General features: G+C 42.3%; 21 protein-coding genes. 15 read left to right on the top strand and 6 right to left on the bottom strand.

Annotation, left to right across the window (positions count from 1 at the left end; translation table 11 throughout):
* Position 1 precedes the first annotated feature (1 nt).
* From ACYVBM_RS09725 to ACYVBM_RS09710, 4 genes are all read left to right on the top strand, one after another.
* Positions 2-469 carry a PA2169 family four-helix-bundle protein gene (locus ACYVBM_RS09725; protein ID WP_460685459.1) on the top strand — a complete coding sequence of 156 codons (468 nt, stop codon included), beginning with the start codon at positions 2-4 and terminating at the stop codon, positions 467-469.
* A gap of 23 nt (positions 470-492) precedes the next feature.
* Positions 493-645: a hypothetical protein gene (locus ACYVBM_RS09720; RefSeq protein WP_460685458.1), complete on the top strand. Its 153-nt coding sequence runs from the start codon at positions 493-495 to the stop codon at positions 643-645.
* Between the two features lie 341 nt (positions 646-986).
* Positions 987-1,655 carry a DUF1345 domain-containing protein gene (locus tag ACYVBM_RS09715; RefSeq protein WP_460685457.1) on the top strand — a complete coding sequence of 223 codons (669 nt, stop codon included), beginning with the start codon at positions 987-989 and terminating at the stop codon, positions 1,653-1,655.
* Positions 1,656-1,809: 154 nt separating this feature from the next.
* The gene (locus ACYVBM_RS09710) at positions 1,810-2,022 is read left to right on the top strand and encodes a hypothetical protein (RefSeq protein WP_460685456.1); all 213 of its coding nucleotides are present in this window, start codon (positions 1,810-1,812) and stop codon (positions 2,020-2,022) included.
* A 233-nt stretch (positions 2,023-2,255) separates the two neighbouring features.
* Here the strand turns inward: ACYVBM_RS09710 and ACYVBM_RS09705 are convergent, their stop codons facing one another.
* Positions 2,256-3,119, bottom strand: coding sequence for an SDR family oxidoreductase (locus tag ACYVBM_RS09705; RefSeq protein WP_460685455.1), 864 nt, complete (start codon positions 3,117-3,119; stop codon positions 2,256-2,258).
* Between the two features lie 223 nt (positions 3,120-3,342).
* On the opposite strand from ACYVBM_RS09705, the gene ACYVBM_RS09700 reads away from it, so the two are divergent.
* The 6 genes from ACYVBM_RS09700 (at position 3,343) to ACYVBM_RS09675 (ending at position 10,704) form a co-directional block, all read left to right on the top strand.
* A complete protein-coding gene (locus ACYVBM_RS09700; protein WP_460685454.1) occupies positions 3,343-4,371 on the top strand; it encodes a ligase-associated DNA damage response exonuclease in 1,029 nt (342 codons plus the stop codon).
* Positions 4,368-5,957, top strand: a complete 1,590-nt coding sequence (locus ACYVBM_RS09695) for an ATP-dependent DNA ligase (protein WP_460685453.1) — start codon at positions 4,368-4,370, stop codon at positions 5,955-5,957. Before ACYVBM_RS09700 ends, ACYVBM_RS09695 begins: the two co-directional genes overlap by 4 nt.
* A 250-nt stretch (positions 5,958-6,207) precedes the next feature.
* Positions 6,208-7,020, top strand: a complete 813-nt coding sequence (locus ACYVBM_RS09690; protein WP_460685452.1) for a methyltransferase, TIGR04325 family — start codon at positions 6,208-6,210, stop codon at positions 7,018-7,020.
* A 315-nt stretch (positions 7,021-7,335) separates the two neighbouring features.
* Entirely contained in the window at positions 7,336-9,792 is a 2,457-nt protein-coding gene (locus ACYVBM_RS09685; protein WP_460685451.1) for a ligase-associated DNA damage response DEXH box helicase, read from the top strand.
* Positions 9,793-9,849: 57 nt separating this feature from the next.
* Positions 9,850-10,488, top strand: coding sequence for a ligase-associated DNA damage response endonuclease PdeM (pdeM, locus tag ACYVBM_RS09680; protein WP_460685450.1), 639 nt, complete (start codon positions 9,850-9,852; stop codon positions 10,486-10,488).
* A gap of 48 nt (positions 10,489-10,536) precedes the next feature.
* Complete coding sequence (locus ACYVBM_RS09675) at positions 10,537-10,704, top strand: hypothetical protein (protein WP_460685449.1); 168 nt, start codon at positions 10,537-10,539, stop codon at positions 10,702-10,704.
* Positions 10,705-10,850: 146 nt separating this feature from the next.
* Here the strand turns inward: ACYVBM_RS09675 and ACYVBM_RS09670 are convergent, their stop codons facing one another.
* A complete protein-coding gene (locus ACYVBM_RS09670; RefSeq protein WP_460685448.1) occupies positions 10,851-11,198 on the bottom strand; it encodes a hypothetical protein in 348 nt (115 codons plus the stop codon).
* Positions 11,199-11,522: 324 nt separating this feature from the next.
* On the opposite strand from ACYVBM_RS09670, the gene ACYVBM_RS09665 reads away from it, so the two are divergent.
* Positions 11,523-12,821, top strand: a complete 1,299-nt coding sequence (locus ACYVBM_RS09665; RefSeq protein WP_460685447.1) for an HAD-IB family phosphatase — start codon at positions 11,523-11,525, stop codon at positions 12,819-12,821.
* 181 nt (positions 12,822-13,002) lie between these two features.
* On the opposite strand, the gene lon is transcribed toward ACYVBM_RS09665, so the two are convergent.
* The 3 genes from lon to ACYVBM_RS09650 form a co-directional block, all read right to left on the bottom strand.
* Positions 13,003-15,408: an endopeptidase La gene (gene lon, locus ACYVBM_RS09660; RefSeq protein WP_460685446.1), complete on the bottom strand. Its 2,406-nt coding sequence runs from the start codon at positions 15,406-15,408 to the stop codon at positions 13,003-13,005.
* A gap of 283 nt (positions 15,409-15,691) precedes the next feature.
* The gene (locus ACYVBM_RS09655) at positions 15,692-16,276 is read right to left on the bottom strand and encodes a porin family protein (protein WP_460685445.1); all 585 of its coding nucleotides are present in this window, start codon (positions 16,274-16,276) and stop codon (positions 15,692-15,694) included.
* 51 nt (positions 16,277-16,327) lie between these two features.
* A complete protein-coding gene (locus ACYVBM_RS09650) occupies positions 16,328-17,581 on the bottom strand; it encodes a metallophosphoesterase (protein WP_460685444.1) in 1,254 nt (417 codons plus the stop codon).
* 284 nt (positions 17,582-17,865) lie between these two features.
* Between ACYVBM_RS09650 and ACYVBM_RS09645 the strand changes: the two genes are divergently transcribed.
* The 4 genes from ACYVBM_RS09645 to dapB all read left to right on the top strand — a co-directional run bounded on the left by ACYVBM_RS09645 (position 17,866) and on the right by dapB (position 21,229).
* Positions 17,866-18,666, top strand: coding sequence for a ParA family protein (locus ACYVBM_RS09645; RefSeq protein WP_460685443.1), 801 nt, complete (start codon positions 17,866-17,868; stop codon positions 18,664-18,666).
* Between the two features lie 86 nt (positions 18,667-18,752).
* The gene (locus tag ACYVBM_RS09640) at positions 18,753-19,667 is read left to right on the top strand and encodes a ParB/RepB/Spo0J family partition protein (protein ID WP_460685442.1); all 915 of its coding nucleotides are present in this window, start codon (positions 18,753-18,755) and stop codon (positions 19,665-19,667) included.
* A 41-nt stretch (positions 19,668-19,708) separates the two neighbouring features.
* The gene (locus ACYVBM_RS09635) at positions 19,709-20,389 is read left to right on the top strand and encodes a DUF5683 domain-containing protein (protein ID WP_460685441.1); all 681 of its coding nucleotides are present in this window, start codon (positions 19,709-19,711) and stop codon (positions 20,387-20,389) included.
* Between the two features lie 123 nt (positions 20,390-20,512).
* A complete protein-coding gene (gene dapB / locus ACYVBM_RS09630; RefSeq protein ID WP_460685440.1) occupies positions 20,513-21,229 on the top strand; it encodes a 4-hydroxy-tetrahydrodipicolinate reductase in 717 nt (238 codons plus the stop codon).
* Between the two features lie 265 nt (positions 21,230-21,494).
* On the opposite strand, the gene ACYVBM_RS09625 is transcribed toward dapB, so the two are convergent.
* Positions 21,495-21,734: a type II toxin-antitoxin system RelE/ParE family toxin gene (locus ACYVBM_RS09625; RefSeq protein WP_460685439.1), complete on the bottom strand. Its 240-nt coding sequence runs from the start codon at positions 21,732-21,734 to the stop codon at positions 21,495-21,497.
* Positions 21,735-21,937: the final 203 nt, after the last annotated feature.

The raw sequence follows: 21,937 nt of genomic DNA, 5'->3' as shown, positions 1-21,937 counted from the left end.
TATGGAAGTTCCCGACAATAAAAATCAGATAGCGGTTTTAAACGACCTGGTGCAGGTGAATAATGACAGAATAGCCGGCTATGAGAAGGCTTTGTCTGAATTAAATAATGAAGAGGCCGCAGATCTGAAATCTTTTTTAAAGAAAATGATCAATAACAGTATTGACTATAATACCGAGCTGGAAAAATTAATAAACCTTTACGAAGGTGAGGCAGCAGAAGGAACATCAGGTGCGGGAAAAATGTACCGTGCCTGGATGGAGCTTAAGGCATTGTTTACAGGAAATGATATTGCGGCTATTTTAGATAGTTGCGAGACCATTGAAGCAACGGCTATCCGTGCCTATGGTGCAGCGCTTGGGGAAACATTAAGCAATGATGTACGGGATTTGCTTACTGCCCAAAGGACCGAACTGATGCAGGCCTTTGAAGATATCAGAACTTTACGAAATACTTTTATTCGAGAATAGATCAATCCTTTAAATTTCCCCAGATGAAAAATGTAACAGCATTTCTTTTTCTTGTTTCTTTTGTCCTGCAAAGCTGCGAAGTGGCAGAAGGCATATTTAAAGCAGGTATGGGATGGGCTTTCTTTCTGGTAGCATTGGTAGCGGTAGGATTATTTTTATTATTCCGGAAAAAATAGGAACCCGTTTCAGTTTTTGGGCTTCATTATGCCGCATTTCCGGCGTGATCTTTCCCTTTATGCCACTTGCATCGGTAAAGGTTTTTGCCTGTAGCTGCAAGATCAAATACAAAAGTCCGGCAGGTTTTTTAATGTATTTCAGGATGACGACTTTAAGCCCTTATTTATATTGCTGTAGACCATTAATGCGAACCCTATCAGGGGAAATTGCCGTCGTAACATCACGTTACAGCAAAAATGCATGAGATGCAGCCCAGAAAATGAATAACAACCTCAACGAATAATTTTAAACAGGCCTGTAAATAAATGTATAACTTAGAGCTGCTTTAATGCATTAGGTTATGATTTTATTTGACGGTCCAAAAAACTCCGGTAAAAATGTATTTCAGAAACTGCATCCGGTACACAGGAGCCTTATTGGGCTGGCTTTTGCAGCATTAACCTTTTTTTTGTTACCGGCCGAATTCAATATACTGATAAAACTGCAGTTGAGCTGGACCTCTTTTGCCATCATCTATATTATCTGTTGCTGGGTAGTTGTGATGGACACGCCCGTGAAACGTATAAAAAATATTGCAGATAAAGAAGATGGCAGCAAGGTATTTGTTTTTTCAATGATATTGCTAACCTGTATTGCAAGTTTTTGTGCGGTATTTTTTATTGTGGTTTCACAAAAGGAAAAGAACATGCTTTTGCTTATCATTACTATGGCAGGGATGCTGATTTCCTGGTTCCTGGTTCATACGGTTTTCCTGTTTCATTATGCACACCTGTATTATAAAAGCATCAAAATCAAGAGGTCACTAGAGTTCCCGGGAAATGAAGATCCTGATTACCTCGATTTCGCCTATTTTTCTATTGTAATGGGCTGCACTTTCCAGGTGTCAGACGTATCTATTACAGATAAAACGTTGAGACGGGTTGCCTTGTTCCACGGGCTCCTGTCTTTTTTGCTCAATACCTTCGTTATTGCCTTATCTATAAATATCATTTCGGGCTTAATCGGCTAGCAGTAATTACGTAAATATATTTTCATACCGCGATTGTATAAACTGGCAAAAAATTTGCTATATTCCAAAGAGGAAAAGCTGACCGGTTGCTTATACCTGAAGCTGGCATTACAGCCCTTTTTAATAACCTTTAATGTATTAAAATTTTAAATGTATGAGAGACGCGTTATCCAACAACCCCGGAAATTTTATCGGAGCAGAATCCCATAGCTCTTTTCCTATCAGATTTACCGGAGATGCTATTCAGTACTTATCATCTGATATGAGTATCAACCTGAATGACTGGAAATGGCATGAGGAATATATTAACGGGCAAAGACATTGTGTAATCACAGACAAAATGCCTTCAGATCCAGCACGGTGTTGAATAGGGTACACAATACCTGCTTTTGCAAAGGCTAATCCTAACTAAGATATTTAAGCGGTTACTTTCCCGGGAGTAACCGCTTTTTTATGACCAGTTTTTATTTTATACCAGTTTTCCCAATATAATACGGACCCGCGTAAACGTTGAAGATGAGCCCTCGACGGTTTGAAGCGTATTTGCAGCGGTATTTCCGAACAATATGGCCACCAGGAGATTTTTTGCGTCAGTATTATTTAGCCATTGATGATTTCTCCGCCATTTGGATGCAGTACCTGCCCGCTTATATAACTGGAATCATCACTCGCTAAAAAAAGATAACAGGGTGCCACCTCGTTAGGCATACCCGCTCTTTTCATAGGCGCATCGCTGCCAAATTCCGATACTTTCTTTTTATCAAAGGAAGAAGCAATTAAAGGAGTCCAGATAGGTCCCGGGGCTACTGCATTAACACGTATGCCTTTTTCGGTAATATTAGCTGCCAGGCTCCTGGTAAAAGAAACAATTGCCCCTTTGGCAGCCGCATAGTCTATTAATTGGGGACTTCCGCGATAAGCTGTTACCGATGAGGTATTAATAATAGATGCACCTTTTCTGAGGTAGGGCATCGCATACTTAGTGGTCCAGAAATAAGAAAAAAAATCGGAGTAAAAGGTTTTCATTAGTTGTTGTGTACTTATCTGCTCTATAGAATCGCTTTCCCAATGTAGCGCAGCATTGTTGACTAAAATATCCAGCTTACCAAATGTTTTAATAGTTTTTTGTATCAGCTTTTTACAGTTCGCTTCTTTGGAAAGGTCGCCTTTTACAAGATAGCATTTCTTCGCGTAAGCTTCTACAGCAGCTTTTGTATCCTGCGCGTCTGCTTCCTCGCTCAGGTAAGCAACGCAAATATCTGCCCCTTCTTTTGCAAATAATACCGCCACTGCTTTTCCGATTCCACTGTCACCGCCTGTAATTAAAGCCACTTTGCCAGATAATTTTCCTTCTTCGGCATAGGCTCTGGGCGCTGTTTGCGGAACCGGTACAAGGGTTTTGCTATTGCCCGGCCTTCGCTGTGTTTGCCCCGGACGTACCTTTCTTTTGCTGCTTTCTTTCATAATGCTTTTTATTTACTTTATAATAGTTTCTTGTAAGAAATAGGGTAGTATGCTGGTTACGGAAATTATTCCGCTATTTGCCCACTGTTCCTTCACCTTTTACTCAATTATCACTCCAAAAAACAGGAATATGCAGGTGTCCGGAGCTGTACTATCAAACAATCAGGTCTTCCGGTATTGTAAAAATAAAATAGGGAACGATATTTGACTTAAGAACTGCAAAATGCGAAGTTTACTAAGTTTTACCAATAAAGGTATTTTTTGTCCGCAGGGTAATTTTTATATTGATCCCTGGCAGCCTGTAGATCATGCTGTTATTACGCACGGCCATGGCGATCATGCCCGTTGGGGCAGCAAATACTACCTGACGCATGACGCGTCTAAATCTATATTACAAACAAGACTGGGAGCAGATATTAACATAGATACGCTGCCTTATGGTGAAACCAGAACGATCGGGGGGGTTCAGGTAAGTCTGCACCCTGCGGGGCATATTATTGGCTCGTCGCAGATACGGTTAGAACATAAGGGCTTTGTAAGTGTGGTTTCCGGCGATTATAAAATAGAAGATGATGGGATATCAACACCTTTTGAGGTGGTAAAATGTAACGAGTTTGTAAGCGAAAGCACCTTTGGGCTGCCTATATACAACTGGCTGAACCAGCAGCAGATATTTGATAATATAAAAGACTGGATCTATCGCAACCAGGCTAACCACAGAACCAGTGTGTTTATTGCCTATAGTCTGGGTAAAGCGCAGCGCTTAATGAAGGGGCTGGAAGGGGTAGCTGAAATTTTTGTTCATAGTTCGATCAGCCGCCTGAACAAAGCTATGGAAAACGCAGGTATACATTTACCGCAAACCCATACCTGGAATACGGAGCTTTCAAAAGCTGTGGTGCAAGGCAATATAGTGATATTGCCTCCTTCATTGCTGGGAAGTAATATGATAAAAAAGGTTCCTAATGGCGCCGTTGCAATATGTTCGGGCTGGATGCAGGTACGTGGTAACCGTCGCTGGCAAAGTGTAGATGCGGGCTTTGCTGTGAGCGATCATGCTGACTGGAATGGTCTGCTGCATACTGTAAAAGCTACGGAAGCAGAAAAAGTTTTTGTTACGCATGGTTACACGGCCACATTTGCAAAATATTTAAATGAGATCGGGGTCTTGGCCGAAGAAGTGCTGACGCAATATGGGAACGATGAAGAAACAGAAGCGGCTCCATCTGCTGATCAGGAGGAAGACGTATGAAAAATTTTGCAGCACTGATACATGCATTGGAGATCAGCAACAAAACCAATGATAAAATCAATGCTATTATTGACTACTTATCTGTGGCTACAGATGACGATAAGCTCTGGCTGATAGCTTTATTTACCGGGAGAAGACCTAAACGGCCGGTGAAAACAACCCTCATCAGGCAATGGACCCTGGAAATTACGGGTTTGCCTGAATGGTTGTTTTTAGAGTCATATAGCAATGTGGGAGACCTCGGTGAAACCATCAGCCTGATATTGCCTCGCCCACGGTACACGATCGAAAAAAGTATTTCGCAATGGATGCACGAGCTTACGGCTTTATATCATAAAACAGATGAAGAAAAGAAAGCGTATGTGCTGGAAGCGTGGAATGGCCTGGATTACCGTGAACGTTTTATTTTTAACAAGCTGATCGGGGGCGGGTTCAGGGTGGGTGTTTCCTATAAACTACTGGTGAATGCTTTAGCAAAGTTTACCGGGGAGGAAGAAAGCAAAATCATGCATAGCATTATGGGCAGTTGGAACCCGCTGGAAACAGGCTATGCGTCGCTCGTAGCGGGCGGGCATGTAAATGCCGGCTATTCAAAGCCCTATCCTTTTTGCCTGGCCTATCCGATCGATAAACCAGTGGAAGAGCTGGGCACTCCTGGTGAATGGCAGGCCGAGTGGAAATGGGACGGGATACGCGGGCAGATCATTAAAAGAGGGGACGAGCTTTTTATATGGAGCCGTGGAGAGGAGCTGGTAACGCCTCAATTTCCCGAGCTGCAGTTGTTGAAGGAACACCTGCCGGAAGGTGTGGTGCTGGACGGTGAAATACTTGCTGTTAAAGAAGGGCAGGTATTGGGCTTTAATCATTTGCAAAAAAGACTGAACCGTAAAACGGTTTCTAAAAAGCTGCTGCAGGAAACACCCGCAGGTTTTTACGCTTACGACCTGCTGGAATGGAACGGTACGGATATCCGTGAAAAACCTTTTACCGAACGCCGGCAACTGCTGGAACAGTTACTGGAACATATTCCTTTTGGTTATGTATTGTTGTCGCCGGTAGTACAATTTTCTGAGTGGAAACAACTGGAGCCACTACGCAATGAGGCACGTGATGTAAACAGCGAGGGACTAATGCTTAAAGCTAAAAACTCTGTTTATCATGCGGGCCGCAAAAAAGGCGATTGGTGGAAGTGGAAGATCAGCCCGCTTTCTATAGACACGGTGCTCATTTACGGGCAAAAAGGGAGTGGGCGCCGAAGCGCTTTTTACACCGATTATACATTCGCTGTTAAATCGGGTAATCAACTGGTAACCATAGCTAAAGCCTATTCTGGTCTTACGGATAAAGAAATAAAAGAAGTAGACCGGTTTATTAAAAACAATTCCATTGAAAAATTTGGTCCTGTGCGTACGGTAAAGCCAGAGCTGGTTTTTGAATTAGGCTTTGAAGGCATTGCAGAAAGTAACCGGCATAAATCCGGTGTGGCGCTGCGTTTCCCACGTATTCTTCGCTGGAGAAAGGATAAAACGGCTGATGAAATCAATACCATCGAGGATCTGAAAGATATCCTGGAAAAGTATGGGTGATCGCTGCCTTTACTTTTATAATTCTTTCAGTCCTTCAGGCTTTGTTTGTCTGTTTATTGAGAAACCACAAAGAAATACCATAACTATAAAGAATATATAGCGGCCCGGTTAAACCTTATTTGACCGAATGAATGGCTTAGGATTGAATGTAAGGTGCGTTTACCCTGACACATAGCCAGCGTCCCGTGTATAGCATTATAAAATTTCCTATCTTAACACCGGGCAAATTTTAAAATCCTGAACTATTTTTATGAGAATCTTGCTGAAACAATTTGTGCCACCCATTGCTAAGGCACTGAAATTTTATAGTTTTAAATATGGTTGGAAGGGCGATTTCCCTTCTTACAAAGCAGCAAAGTCGCGTACCCGGGGGTACGATGAAAATCATATTCTAAACCGGATAACAGAAACAACACGCCGTGTAAAAAATGGGGAGGTAGCTTATGAGCGCGATGGGATTGTTTATGATAAAATACAGTTAAATATCAATCTTCTTTCTGCACTGCTACTGGTGGCCTCCCGAAATGGCAATAAGCTTACAGTTATAGATTTTGGCGGTTCTCTTGGAACGTCTTACTATCAGAATATAGCCTGTTTAGCTCATCTGGAAGTGTTGAATTGGTGCATTATTGAACAACCTCATTTTGTAGATATCGGAAGAAAGGAATTTGAAAACAGCCATCTGAAATTTTTTTATAGCATTGAAGAATGCCTGGAACAATATCCTGAAGCGCACCTGCTGTTATTTTCCAGCTCTCTGCAGTATTTTGAAAAACCCTACGAAACACTTAAAAGTTTGCAGGAGTTTAAAATTCCCTATCTGATGCTGGACCTGATCGCTTTTAACAGTGAAAAAAGAGACCGTATCACTATACAGCATGTGCCGCCCGTTTTTTACGGGATTGAAGCCTCTTACCCCTGTACGTTTTTCAATAAAGAAAAATTGGAGGCGCAGCTAAAGGAAAGCTATACGAAGGAGTTTGAGTTTGAAATTTCTTCGGAACAGTATTACATTAACCTGAACCCTTTCCGATATGAAGGGTCATTATGGCGCCATGTGTAAAAGGTCTGCCTTGCACGTTGCGCCTGGTTTATTGCCTGTTATGAGGTAGTGTAGCGTGCATCATATTGCTGATTCGTGGGGGAGCGGTGGCCATGGCTTGCCATATAAGAGATGTAAAGCAAAAAAATGCCGGGCAGCTGTCAGATGTTTTAGCTTTTGTTATCTTTGAGATATGGCAGATTTAAAATCCTTATCTGATATTCTTATGCTGTTTAAGCCTGTATGTATGAAAAGATATCAGGTGCATTTAAGATCACCAAAGTTCCTGGTTAGGATCTTTTCGTTACATCCTTGTAAGCAATATTAATTTATCTTTTGTCCACCATCCAAACTACACCCGGTTATCAGATCGTTAAGGATTGGTTCCAGTCTTTAGGTAACTCGCCTTTTGCTTTCCAGCAGGAAAGCTGGCAAAAATTTCACGAAGAATATTCGGGCCTTGTAATTGCACCAACCGGTTTTGGCAAGACCTTTTCGGTTTTCTTTTCTGTTATTATTCACTATCTCAATTATCCAGGGGAATATGGCGAAGGGTTGAAGCTGATATGGATTACGCCGCTGCGCTCTTTAGCTAAAGATCTGGGAAGAGCCATGAGTGGGGCTTTGGAGCAGATTGGCCTGGATTGGGAAGTGGGCGTTCGCAATGGAGATACCACTACCAAGGAGCGGCAAAAGCAAACTAAAAAAATGCCGGATGTACTGATCATTACCCCCGAAAGCCTGCACCTGCTGTTTGCGCAAAAAAATAATGCTTCCTATTTTAAATACCTGAAATGTGTTGCGGTAGATGAGTGGCACGAGCTGCTGGGAAGTAAACGGGGCGTATTAACAGAGCTGGCCATATCAAGGCTGAGGAGTATAGTGGCCGACCTGCGTATATGGGGCATCAGTGCTACTATAGGAAATATAGATGAGGCGATGGAAGTGCTGATCCCTTACACCGGTATCAAAAAAACAGTGGTTCGCTCAAAAGAGAAAAAGAAAACAGCTATCATCTCCATTATCCCTGATGAAATAGAAGTGCTTCCCTGGGCAGGTCATTTGGGTACAAAGATGGCGGCGCAACTGGTTCCTATTATTAACGAAAGCCGCACTACGCTTATATTTACCAATACACGTGGCCAAAGCGAGCTATGGTACCAGGTAATGCTAACTGCAGCGCCGGACCTGGCCGGACGCCTGGCTATTCATCATGGTTCTATTGATATGGAACTGCGTAACTGGATAGAAGATATGCTGCATACGGAGCAGCTGAAAGCCGTAATATGCACTTCTTCTTTGGATCTTGGAGTAGATTTTAAACCTGTGGATACGGTTATCCAGATCGGTTCACCCAAAGGTGTGGCTAGGTTCTTACAGCGTGCAGGTCGCAGCGGGCACTCACCTTTTGAAACATCAACAATTTATTTTCTTCCCACCCATTCTTTAGAGCTGGTAGAAGCGGCAGCGCTGAAAGAAGCTGCCCGGAAAGGCATTATAGAAAGCCGTATACCCCTCGTACAGACCTTTGATGTATTAGTGCAGTATGTTATTACACTAGCAGTTGGTGAAGGCTTCAGGGAAGAAGCGGTATACCGGCAGGTAAAGCAAACCTATGCTTTTAGCTATATGGAAAGGGCCGAATGGCTGTGGGTATTAAAGTTCATCACACACGGGGGCGATGTGCTTACAGCATATGAAGATTTTCAGAAAGTAATACTTGAAGAAAACGTTTACAAAGTAAGGAGCCGCCGTATTGCGATGATGCACCGCATGAACCTGGGCGTTATTGTAAGCGATCCCATGCTGAAAGTAAAATTTCTGGGTGGAGGTTATATTGGTATGGTGGAAGAATATTTTGTGGCAAGGTTAAATCCCGGCGACAAGTTTGGACTGGCAGGAAAAGTGCTGGAGTTTGTAATGATAAAGGATATGACAGTGCTGGTAAAAAAGAGCAATGCGAAGCGTGCCATTACACCAAGCTGGCTGGGAGGAAGGCTTCCGCTAAGCGCTAATCTGAGCTCTTTTTTAAGGCATAAATTTAATGAGGCCCTGTGGCCGGGGTCAAAAGAAGTGGAATTGAAAAAGCTTTATCCCCTTTTTAAGCAGCAGGAGCTTCATTCTCATATACCGAAAGAAGATGAGTTCCTGGTAGAGCTGATACAAACCCGGGATGGGCATCATTTATTCATGTATCCTTTTGAAGGGCGGCTGGTGCACGAGGTGATGAGCGCACTGGTTGCTTACCGTATCAGCAAAATCCGGCCTATCACCTTTTCCATGGCTATGAACGATTATGGATTTGAATTGCTAAGCGATCAGCCGGTTCCGATGGATCAGATAGATCTGAGTAAGATATTGTCTGCCGAAAATCTGGCAGAAGATATAATGAGAAGCATCAATGCCGCTGAAATGGCCGGGCGCAAGTTCAGGGATATTGCTGTAATATCCGGCCTGGTAATGAAGAATTATGCGGGCCGGTTTAAAACAGATAAGAACCTGCAGTCCTCTTCGGGCCTTATTTTCAGGATATTTGAACAATATGATCCCAATAACCTTTTAATGCGGCAGGCTTATGAAGAAGTATTTTATCAGCAACTGGAAGAGCCGAGGTTAGCTGCGGCCTTACAGCGTATACAACAAAGTAAGATCATTGTTGTTAATGCTAAGGCATTTACACCGCTCAGTTTTCCTATAAAAGTAGATAGTCTCCGCCATGATTTAAGCAGTGAGGAGCTGGACGTAAAAGTGAGAAGGATGCAGGAAGAAACGCTGAGGAGAAATGGTTCATAATCTGTTTCGAATACGGCGGAGTAATGTTCTCTATTCACCATTTACAACATTTAAAGCATGGAAATAACATGTAATAATGAAACCCTTGTTTTATCAAAGCATCGTGCTGTTTTCTGGCCGCGCAAGCAGGTGCTTTTTTTGTCTGATATGCACCTGGGCAAGACGGGCTATTTTCGTTCACAGGGCATACCCATTCCCTCTACAGTAATGACCGGTGATTTAAGAAGATTATCTGTGCTTATTGAAACCTATCAGCCTCAGACCATTGTGGTGGCCGGCGATATGTTTCATCATGATTATAATGCCGATATTCATATTTTTAAACAGTGGCGTGCCTCTTACTTCGGTACAGACTTTGTGCTGGTCCCCGGCAATCATGATAAACTAATGAATATCGATTACGATGCGCTTGATATTCGCTTAACTGAAAAAAAATATATCATAGAGCCTTTTCTCATTACGCATCAGCATGCAGGTGATAGGGAGAACGGTTTTGTTATATCCGGGCATATCCACCCCGGTTATATTATTACCGGCAAGGCAAGACAATCTTCCAGGATGTCCTGTTTTATTGTGTCGGATCATTATATGATACTGCCTGCATTTAGTTTCTTTACCGGCTTATACACAGGATACGAAGTTTCGCCATCCAATAAATATTATCTTATTGGAAATGATACTATCTTTTGTTTATAGTACTCCTTCTTTGCTAAATCCGGCATGATTTTTTAATAATATGCTGGTATGAGCAAATCAAACAAAAAGGCAACAGATCCTATTGATACGAAGAAAGAAGTACAGGAAAGTAACGATCCCCGTATAGATCAGGATTTGCCCGGTTTTCCCGGTCCTCCTTCCAGCGAAAAAGATTTAAAAAAGAAAAAGCCGGTTCCCGATTCACCCCGGAAATAAGGGATACAAATCATTAAAATACTAACCGCTGAAATCCCGCCTATTATTATTGGGTAACGAATATGATATTTGCAGTAATCTCTCCACTACCGTGAAATTAGCGGTAAGCCGGCAGTAGAATTGCTGAAGTTGCATGTTTATAAATACTATCCAAACAGCTCCTGCTCTTCGCGGTCTTCCACCTTTACATTTTTAATAAAATCAGAAAATTCAGAGCCGGCATGATTACTGTAAACGCCATAGGCATCAAGAATATATCCGATTTCACCCTCTCTGTCTTCCGTTATATATAATACAGAATTGTCTGCAGGGTCAGAATCCCCTTCAAACCTGAACGTTTTAAATATGAGCAGATCTCCGGGCTGATACGTTTTTCCTGACTGTTCGGAAACCATTTGTTTCCTTTCATTCATTTTTATTTCGTTATCGACGCCTTTTAGCCTCAGCTTTTCAAGCACCTGGCTCAATGTGGTCATTTCTACAGGCTGTTGCATAATAAATAGTTTAAAGTAGTTTAAAAGATCTCTCAAAATAATACACAAACTAAGCCAAAATATTCAAACGCAGTCGCTTTTAAATGAGGGGTATTATTTCGTGTGCTTTTTAACTGAACATTTCATTTTCTTGATTGCTTCGTGCATTCGTTGCCATACTTTGTATAACAAAACGTTGTATGCCAAAATCATGCTGCTGCGCAGGATGCCGGAATTCTTTTTGCACACGCTTCCTGGCTTTGTAAATCCTTTCTGTGCCCGGTTCATTATTCTGCCTTACTTTTGCGCTTCATTTTTCAACTACAAATACCACTTACAGCTTTTATGAAGCATAAGAATTACTATATTATAGACTTTGACAGCACTTTTACACAGGTAGAGGCGCTGGATGAATTGGTAAGAATATCTTTAAAAGATCATCCTGATAAGGAAGCCGTATTTAAAAAAATTGAAGATTATACCAATATGGCTATGGAAGGCCGGATATCATTCTCAGAAAGCCTTGCTGAGCGCGTAAAGCTTCTGGGAGCCAACAAATCCCATCTTAAAAAGCTGGTAAGCCATCTTAAAAAGAAAGTGTCTAAATCCTTTTCGAGGAACGCTTCTTTCTTTGAAAAACACGCAGATGATGTGCTGATCGTATCAGGCGGTTTCAAGGAATTTATAACTCCTGTTGTAAAAAAGTTCCACATCAGGAAAGAGCATATTTATGCCAATACTTTTGTATTTGATAATAAGGGCACGATCATCGGATACGACGATACCAACCCGTTAAGCCAGGAAGGAGGGAAGGTAAAGCTGCTGAAGGAACTGAACCTCCAGGGAAATTTGTATGGAATTGGCGACGGGTATTCTGATTTTCAGCTGCGGGAAAGCGGGCTGATAAAAAAGTTCTTTGCCTATACAGAAAATATTTCCCGTAAAAGTGTGACGTCAAGGGCTGATCATATTACGCCCAGCTTTGATGAATTTTTATACATCAATAAGCTGCCGGGTGCAATCTCCTATCCTAAAAACAGGATCGTTTGTATTGTAATGGGCAACGTGCCTGCAGAAAGCATAGAGCTGTTGAAGCAGGAGGGACTGACCATTATTACCGATCATGAGGCAGATGAAAAGATGATGCAGAAGGCCAGTATTATACTGGCAGGTAATGATGTGCAAACAGACACCAAACAAATAAAAAAGGTACCAAGGTTAAAAGTGATCGGCTATTTGGGGGCAGCCCAAACCGGGCTGCCTGTGTCGCTTTGTACGGAAAAGGGTATTGTTGTTTTTGACGATGCAAAGGCAACAGCTAAAGGACCTGCTGCTATTCCCCAAAGGATCGCAGATTTTATTAATAAAGGGTCTATAAGCCATAGTATAAATTTTCCTACGCTTCAGCTACCCGCAGTAAAACAAACACATCGTATCATTCACATCCATAAAAATGTACCGGGTGTAATGGCTCAGATCAATATGCTGCTGGCACAGCATGCAATTAATATCAGCGCCCAGTATTTAATGACGAATCCATTCATTGGATACGTAATTGTGGATATCCATACAGAATACGATAAGAAATTACTTAAAGAGCTAAAGGCTATCGAGCATACCATCCAGTTCAGGGTGCTTTATTAGTGACCGCGTGCAGCCCCTGCATCATGTAGCAAGGTGCACGCACCTGATTTCCCCAAAGGGGAAAAGTGGTTCACTCATGATTGTGCAGGAAGTAATATTTGTCTTTTGTATGAAAGGCAGCCCCTGCGCTCTTTCCTTTGGGGTGGAGTTTGTGCTTTAATACTATATGGTGGCTTGTGTTTCATCGCTTCAGCAATGCCAGATCCAGTACATCCTCCATGCGGTCGACATAATGAAACTTCAATCCCTTAATAAAGGAAGCTTCTATTTCTGCAACGTCTTTTTCATTTTGAGAGCAAAGAATGATCTCTTTGAGGCCGGCGCGTTTGGCTGCCAGTATTTTTTCTTTAATGCCACCCACTGGTAATACCTGTCCGCGTAAAGTGATCTCTCCGGTCATAGCAAGGAAAGGTTTTACCCTTTTACCTGTTAAGGCAGAGGCAATAGCGGTCATCATCGTAATACCCGCGCTTGGCCCGTCTTTGGGAGTAGCTCCTTCCGGAACGTGTACATGTATACTTTTCCTGCTGAATATGGCCGGGTCAATATGATACTTCTGTGCATGTGATTTAAGATAGCTTAAAGCAGTGGTTGCGCTTTCTTTCATTACATTGCCCAGATTGCCGGTAAGGTTCAGTTCTCCTTTGCCTTCGCTGAGGCTGGATTCTATAAATAATATATCCCCACCCACGTAGGTCCAGGCAAGGCCTACTGCTACTCCCGGAACTGTAACAGCTTTATACAGGTCGTTATTAAATTTTGGTTTGCCCAGGATTTCCTGCAGCTCTTCCAGAGAAAGCGAGCTGCTGAGGGTTTGTTCCATTGCTATTTTCTTGGCCCTGTTACGCATTACACTGGCTATAAGCCTGTCCAGTTCGCGTACCCCGCTCTCGCGTGTATAATCAGCAATCAGGCGCTCCAGTACTTTATCATTGATTTTGAAACTGGCCCTGGGAATGCCATGCATTTCTTTTTGCTTAGGAAGCAGATGGCGTTTGGCAATCTCAATCTTTTCCTCAATAGCATAACCGCTGAGGTTAATGATTTCGAGCCGGTCCTTGAGTGCAGGCTGAATGTTCTGCAGATTATTTGCAGTAGCTATAAACAATACTTTGCTTAAATCATATTCCAGCTCCAGGTAGTTGTCGTAAAATGTATTATTTTGTTCGGGATCCAATACTTCCAGCAGGGCACTGCTAGGGTCGCCACGAAAATCATTGCCTACTTTATCTATCTCATCCAGCACAATTACCGGGTTACTGCTTTTCGCTTTTCTTAATGATTGTAAAATACGCCCAGGCATAGCGCCGATATAGGTTTTGCGATGACCGCGTATCTCACTTTCATCATGCAGGCCGCCAAGGCTTAAGCGGATATATTTACGTCCCAATGCACCGGCGATACTTTTTCCTAAAGAGGTTTTACCAATACCCGGAGGACCAAAAAAGCAGAGGATCGGGCTTTTCATATCCCCTTTCAGCTTTAAAACGGCCAGGTATTCCAGTATCCGTTCCTTGATCTTTGCCATTCCGTAATGGTCATTGTCCAGGGTTTTTTTAGCGTTTGCCAGGTCATAATGATCTTCGGTATATTCATCCCAGGGCAGGTCCAGCATCAGGTCAACATGGTTATACACTACAGAATAATCAGGTGTGCTGGGATGCATACGCTCCAGCTTCTCTACTCCTTTCTGGAATGCTTCCCTGGCTGCAGCGGGCCATTTCTTGGTCTCCGCTTTTTTCTGCATTTCCTTTATTTCCTGCGAGTTGGCGTCTCCGCCCAGTTCTTCTTTAATGCTTTTTAATTGCTGCTGCAGGAAGTATTCCCGTTGCTGTTTATCCAGCTCGGTACGTGTTTTATTAGTTACCTTATTCTTAAGCTCTACAAACTGCAGTTCTTTTTGCAGCAGTTCCATCAGGTTAACAGCCCGCTCTTTTAAATCGGTAAGCTCTAATAATTTTTGTTTTTCCTGGATAGAAGTGTTCAGGTTGCTGCTCACAAAATGAATCAAAAATACCGGGCTTTCTATATTTTTCAGGATCAGGGTGGCCTCACTGGGCAAATTAGGCGACTGCTGAATAATATTAGCGGCAATATCTTTAATATTAGAGATATAAGCCTCAAAATCGCCCTCTTTCGGCAGCTCGTTCTCCTGGATTTTTGTGGTTTTAGCTTTAAAATAAGGATCGGCTGTTGTTATTTCATTAATAATAAACTTGCTGCGGCCCTGTATAATCACGGTAGTGCCCCCATCAGGCATTTTAATCAGTTTGATGATTTTAGCAATAGTGCCTATAGGAGTCAGGTCGTTCACCGTGGGTTCTTCAACCGAAGCATCTTTTTGAGCTACCACACCAATCAGCTTATCTCCTTTATATGAATCATTTACTGCCTGTATGCTTTTATCACGGCCAACGGTGATGGGAAGCACTACCCCCGGAAATAAGACCGTATTTCTTAACGGAAGAATGGCTATTTCTTCAGGAATAACATCCAAACTATCATCTGTATCATTTTCATTAAGCGGAAGTATCGGCATAAAATCCATATCATCTTCAGGCTTCAAAAACACTTTGCTAAAATCCATAATATATTTTTTTGAGACAAACTGTCATACCCTGTTTCACTGTACAGCTATTTTGTTAGGGTAAACAGCAGAGAGTATTATTTGGCAATATTAATGCCATCGGCCTGATTTCCGAAAACTTGTCGTAATAAAATTGCCAAACGCTCCAAACAGTATCTTTAGGTTAATGCACACAGTTGCTTTAAGGATAGGGGAGGTTTGTTGTTGTTCTGCCGGTATGAATGCTTTTTGCATAAAATCCGGGGTCAGGTATTTTACTCCTGAAAATGCTTTACAGGCGTTCTTAAAACGCAATGCCCACGCTGAACTGCAATGCCTGATTTTTCCAGTTGTCATGAACCGTAACATCTTTTATATCGTTCAGGCCAATTACATAACGTGCAGTAAGCCTGAAGGAACTGATATTGAGGCCGGCACCGCCTACTATCGAAAAATCGCCTTTTTTAAATGCCTGCTCGCCATTTTTTAAGAGATTTTTTTCTTTGTTCATCAATATGCCGAACTGTGGGCCGGCTTCTATATGTAAAGGTCCGATAAGGCGCAGATTCAGAAGAATGGGGATGGATAAATACTGGAGCTTGGCCTTGATCTGGTCATTTTTAAAATCAGGAAGGGTATTGGTAAAAGAAGTATCGGTAGTAGAGGTGGTTTGAGAAAAAATCACTTCAGGGTTAATGCTCCATTTATCTCCAAGCCCTATTTCGGCAAAGCCGCCCAGCAGGTAGCTGTAATTAAACTGCTCTTTAAAACTTTTACCATCGATCTTTCCGGCATTAACACCGGCTTTAACGCCCACATGAAATTGTGCGTTTACAGACAAAGACAGGAATAGCAATAGGGCTATAGTGGTTAAAGAGCGATTGATCATTGTATATTATTATTAGATGTATAGCAAATATACGTTAAGTTAATGCATATTTTATGCCAGCTCAATAACGGTTATTTCCGGCAAAATACCTACGCGTCCGGGGTATCCTATAAAACCAAAACCACGGTTTACATATAGCTTTTGATCTGCCTGCTGGTACAACCCGGCCCAGTGCTTGTAAACGTATTGTACCGGGCTCCATTTTAACCCGGGGATTTCTACCCCGAACTGCATACCGTGTGTATGGCCGCTCAGGGTAAGGTCGATATGGGTATACTTGGTGCTCACTTCTGTATCCCAATGAGAAGGGTCATGGCTCATCAGTATTTTAAAAGGATAATTTTCAGCGCCCTGCATGGCCCGGCTCATATTGCCATAGCTATGAAACCGGCCTTTGCCGCTGATATTTTGCACACCAATCAGACCGATGATATCTGCTCCTCTTTGCAGTGCAAGGTGCTCATCCAGTAAAAGCCGCCATCCCATGTCGGTATGTATCTTTTTCAGCCGGTCAAGGTTGGCGGTTTTGGCCGCATCATCAGGCCATTGGGCGTAATCGCCATAATCGTGGTTGCCCAATATAGAATATACGCCCATCGGAGCTGTAAGTCGGCTGAATGCTTTCTGGTATTCACCCACTTCTTCACTCTTATTATTTACTAGGTCACCGGTAAATAAGATCAGGTCGGGTTTTTGAGCCAGGATCAGATCAATACCCCTGTTCACTGCATTAAAATTGGTGAAACTCCCTGTATGAATGTCTGAAATCTGAACAATCTTCAATCCTTTAAAAGAAGCGGGCAAATTAGCAAAGGGAATCTTTATGTTTTTAACCTGATAATTGTATTTATTGTTTAACCCGTAAATAAAGGATGCAAATAAACCACCTCCTGAAACAATGCCCATCCACGTAAGAAAGGAAGACCTGGATATTTTATCGCCTGTTTCACCGGCAATTTCACTTATTTCATTATTGGCAGAAAAGATTTTACCGGCAATCCACTGTACCGAGCGGCGGATATCGTCTATAAAGAAAAACAGGGCGGCGATCAGTTTAGCCATAAAAAAAGCAAAAACCAGTACAAAAAGGGTGCTTTTTAACAGCTTGTGCTGTTCGCTGAACTGGAAATGTGGTAAAAGGAGTATTATGATCGTTGCAATTACAGAGAACGACCAGTAAACAATGGTATAAATTCCCCTGCTTTTAGATCCGGTTACAAATAAAGACCGCACGGAAAAGAATACGTACAGGTCAATCAATACCATAATTGCTATTAGGATCCACCAAAACGGCCCATTACGCATAATCAGAGTAATTAAGTCGGCAAAGCTAAGAAATTAGTTGCAGGTTGCCGGTTTGGAGTTTTATGTTCCGGGCCCCGGATTTAGGATGCGGGATTTCAGATTTAACCAGCATACTTTAATTTCTTCCTGACTTATGATCTGCCCGACTTATGCGCCTTCTCATTGCTGTCATCTGCCAACTATTCTATCAACCCATATCATTCCTGCTGCAAAAAACTTTACATTTGCGTTTCGCCGCGGTTTATGCTTCTTAATAAAATAACCCCATAACCGGGCATCGAAATATGGCAAAAATAATTGGAGTAGCAAACCAGAAAGGTGGTGTAGGCAAAACAACAACGGCTATTAACCTGGCTGCAAGTTTTGCTGTGCTGGAGTATAAGACTTTATTGGTAGATGCAGATCCGCAGGCTAACAGCACAACCGGTGTAGGTTTTGATTTGCAGAATATTACACAAAGCCTGTACGATTGTATGGCCAATCAGACCCCGGCACGGAATGTGATCCTGAAAAGCGATATACCCAATCTGGACCTTATTCCTTCGCATATTGACCTGGTAGGTGCAGAGATCGAAATGATCAATTATCCGAACAGGGAGATCGTTTTAAAAGAGATCCTGGCTGCCGTTCAGGAGGATTATGATTTTATAGTGATCGATTGTTCGCCATCGCTGGGATTGATAACCGTGAACGCGCTAACAGCCGCCCACTCGGTGGTAGTACCGGTGCAATGCGAGTTTTTTGCCCTGGAAGGATTAGGTAAGTTGCTGAATACCATAAAGATCGTTCAAAGCAGGCTCAATACCGGTCTAAAAATAGAAGGGATTTTGATGACCATGTACGATGCGCGCCTGCGCCTTTGCAACCAGGTGGTAAACGAGGTACGCCGGCATTTTGAAGAGCTGGTCTTTGATACCATTATACACCGGAACTCCAAACTGAGCGAAGCACCCAGTTTTGGTAAGCCGGTTATTTTGTATGATGGGAACAGTAAGGGGTCAGTAAATTACCTCAATCTGGCTAAGGAGATTTTACAGAGAAATAATTTAACCAGGATTCCGAACGAAGAGAAGATATTGGAATGAAGTTAACAAGTTGAGGGGCTGAAAAGTTAAAAGGATCACCCACTTTGTTAACATGTAAACCTGTCAACATTCAAGAAAACAAAGAGATGGCTACACAAAAATTAAATAAAGATGCGCTGGGGAAAGGTATCCGTTCCCTTTTAGGCAGTATTGATGCAGAGTTGAAAAGCGGTACCGGCGAATTGAAAAAAACGGTGGTAGAAGCAGCTACCAATATCTCAAAAATTCCTGTTTCTGATATTGAAACCAATCCCAGGCAACCCCGTACCGATTTTGATGAGCAATCCCTGCAGGAATTAGCCCAGTCTATAAAGATACACGATATCATTCAGCCACTTACCGTTTCTAAAATGCTCAATGGTAAGTACCGGTTGATTGCCGGGGAGCGCCGCCTGCGGGCCTCAAAGATAGCGGGGCTAGCAGAAGTCCCAGCCTACATTCGCCAGGCCAATGATGCGGAGCTGCTGGAGCTGGCTTTGCTGGAAAACCTGCAGCGGGAAGATCTGAACGCTATGGAAGTGGCGTTGAGTTATAAACGCATGATGGATGAGCTCAGCTATACGCAGGACCAGGTGGCCGAACGCATGGGAAAAGATCGCAGTACTGTGGCCAATTTTATCAGGCTGCTGAAGCTGCCACCCGATATTCAGCTGGCGGTAAGGAACGGTACTATTTCTATGGGTCATGCGAGGGCGCTGATCAATGTAGATACGGTGGACAGGCAGCTTTTTATTTTTAAAGAAATAAAAGACAAGGGGCTTTCTGTAAGGCAAACCGAGGCTCTCGTGCGTAACCTATATAAGGAAAACGGGGCAAAGAAACCATCCAAAACGGGTTTATCCTCTCCGTTCCAGCGCATTGAAGATAAGCTGGCTACCCAGTTTGATACGCGCGTAAAGCTGAAACATAATTCAAAAGGACATGGGCAAATAACATTTGATTATTATTCAGTAGAGGAGTTGAACAAGCTGTTGCAAAACTTTAACGTGTCCATTGATTAACTTTAACTTCCTCATAGAGTAATCTGTATTTTATTTGCAAAATGCACCCTGTAATAAAACTTCTGTTGTTTGGTTTATTGTTTAACATTGCCCGTATAAATCCGGCTAACGCACAAACTGTGGATACGGCAGTGGCCCGGCAGCTGGCAGCCGCCAAAGATACACTGGGAAAGCCCACTATTAAGAACCCCGCTTTCCGGGAAACCGACAGCGCTAAATTAAAAGATCCCAGGGCCCGCATTCCCCGTAAAGCGGCTATCCGATCGGCTGTTTTGCCGGGCTGGGGACAGGTGTATAATAAGAAAATCTGGAAATTGCCTTTTGTATACGGAGCCATTGGAGGAACAGGCTATTATTTTTTTTATAATGTAAAGTGGTATAAAGATTTTCGTGACGGTGTGCGGGTGGTAGATGCTTTAGCTAGATCAACCAGTAGCCCTAAAGATTCTTCGGGTTATAAAGGACTGGACAGAGTTGTAAGACTCACATATGAAAATACCGGAATTGAAACGTTAAGGTATTATAGAGATGATTTCAGAAGGGATGCGGCCTACTCTGCCATTTACTTTCTCATTGCCTGGGGGTTAAACGTGATAGATGCCACAGTAGATGCACATTTGAGCAGTTTTGATATATCGCCCGATCTGGCATTTAAAATACAACCGGGTTATAGCGAAATGGCAGGTACTGCAGGCATGAGTTTTATTGTGAAGATTAAATGATAACAAAATAATTAAAAAGGATTAATGAAACGCCCGTGTAAAACATTTTATTCTTCAGGATGTATAAAAAAAGCGTTCCATTAGGCAAAAACCGCAGCGTAGCTGCAAACTAAAAAGATACAAATGAGAATTGCACTGGTAGGTTATGGTAAAATGGGAAAAGCTATCGAGGAAATAGCCCTGGAAAGAGGCCATGAGGTGGTTTTGAAAATAGATGAGCATAACCAGGATGAGTTTAGTAAAGAGTACCTAGCCAAAGCAGATGTGGCCATCGAGTTCACCGGCCCTCATACCGCTTATGATAATATTATTAAACTGATTGAATTCGGTATCCCGGTAGTAAGCGGCTCTACCGGCTGGCTGGAGAAAATGGATACTGTAAAACAGCTATGCACCGATAAAAACGGGTCTTTCATTTATGCCAGTAATTTCAGTGTTGGCGTTAATTTATTCTTCGAGCTGAATAAGAAGCTGGCGGCATTGATGCATCCGCATAAAGAATACAAAGTAGTGATGGAAGAAATACACCATACACAAAAAAGGGATGCTCCCAGCGGGACCGCTATTACACTTGCCGAAGGCGTGCTTGAAACCTATACACAGCTGAGCAAATGGGTGAACGATGTCCCGCCACAAAAGGATGAGCTGCTGATAGTGAGCAAACGCATCGACCCCGCCCCGGGCACACATACCATTACCTATACGTCCGACATTGACGATATTGCTATCACCCATACCGCTCATAACCGTAAAGGTTTTGCTTTAGGCGCAGTAATAGCTGCCGAGTTCTTAAAAGATAAGAAGGGGATCTTTACAATGAAGGAAGTGCTGGGAGTGTAGGGAGTGAAATGTAGATATTGAACATTAAATGTAGAATGTAAGATGTAAAATGCAGGATACTACCTGTCAATTTTTAAGCCTTTAAATTTTTCAATTCTCCTTCTGTCAACTGTTATCCGTCCTCTGTCATCTTTAAAATAGCCAGAAATCCGGAAAAGTCCGGAAGTCCGGAGACCGAAGATGTGTGAACGGTTGCTGGATGCTACATGTTTATACATTTGGTCTTTTACCGGATGCCTTTTGCTGTGAAAGCAAGCAAGTATTTTCACAGTATTTTTTTCTTATCAATAGTAAAATATAATATATACGGAAACCTGCTTAGCTTCAATCCCCTTATATTTTTATAGTAAATTCTTTCCGGAGGATTGTTTTTTAAAAGATGATAGGCCTGCTGTAATTCTTTAACAAAGGCTGCAGACGCTTTAATACTATATTGGACATAATAATCAATCGCATCCTCAATTTCTTTAAGGGCCCTTTTAGAAATTAATAGGTTATATTCCATATTTTCTGCTCAATAGTAATAGGGACTCCTCTGCTGTAATAAAGTCGTTATCATTTGTATTTATCCGTTCATCTAAGATCGAAGTCAACGCTTCGTCAAAATCTTCTCCTACATCTTCCGTAATTACTATTTTAATTGGTTTTGATTTGAAAACTGCCTTAATTGAGTTGATAATATCATTGTTGATGTCCTGAGCTGAATCT

The organism is Niabella aquatica (assembly GCF_054779315.1).
This window is presented reverse-complemented; position numbering and strand designations above follow the sequence as displayed.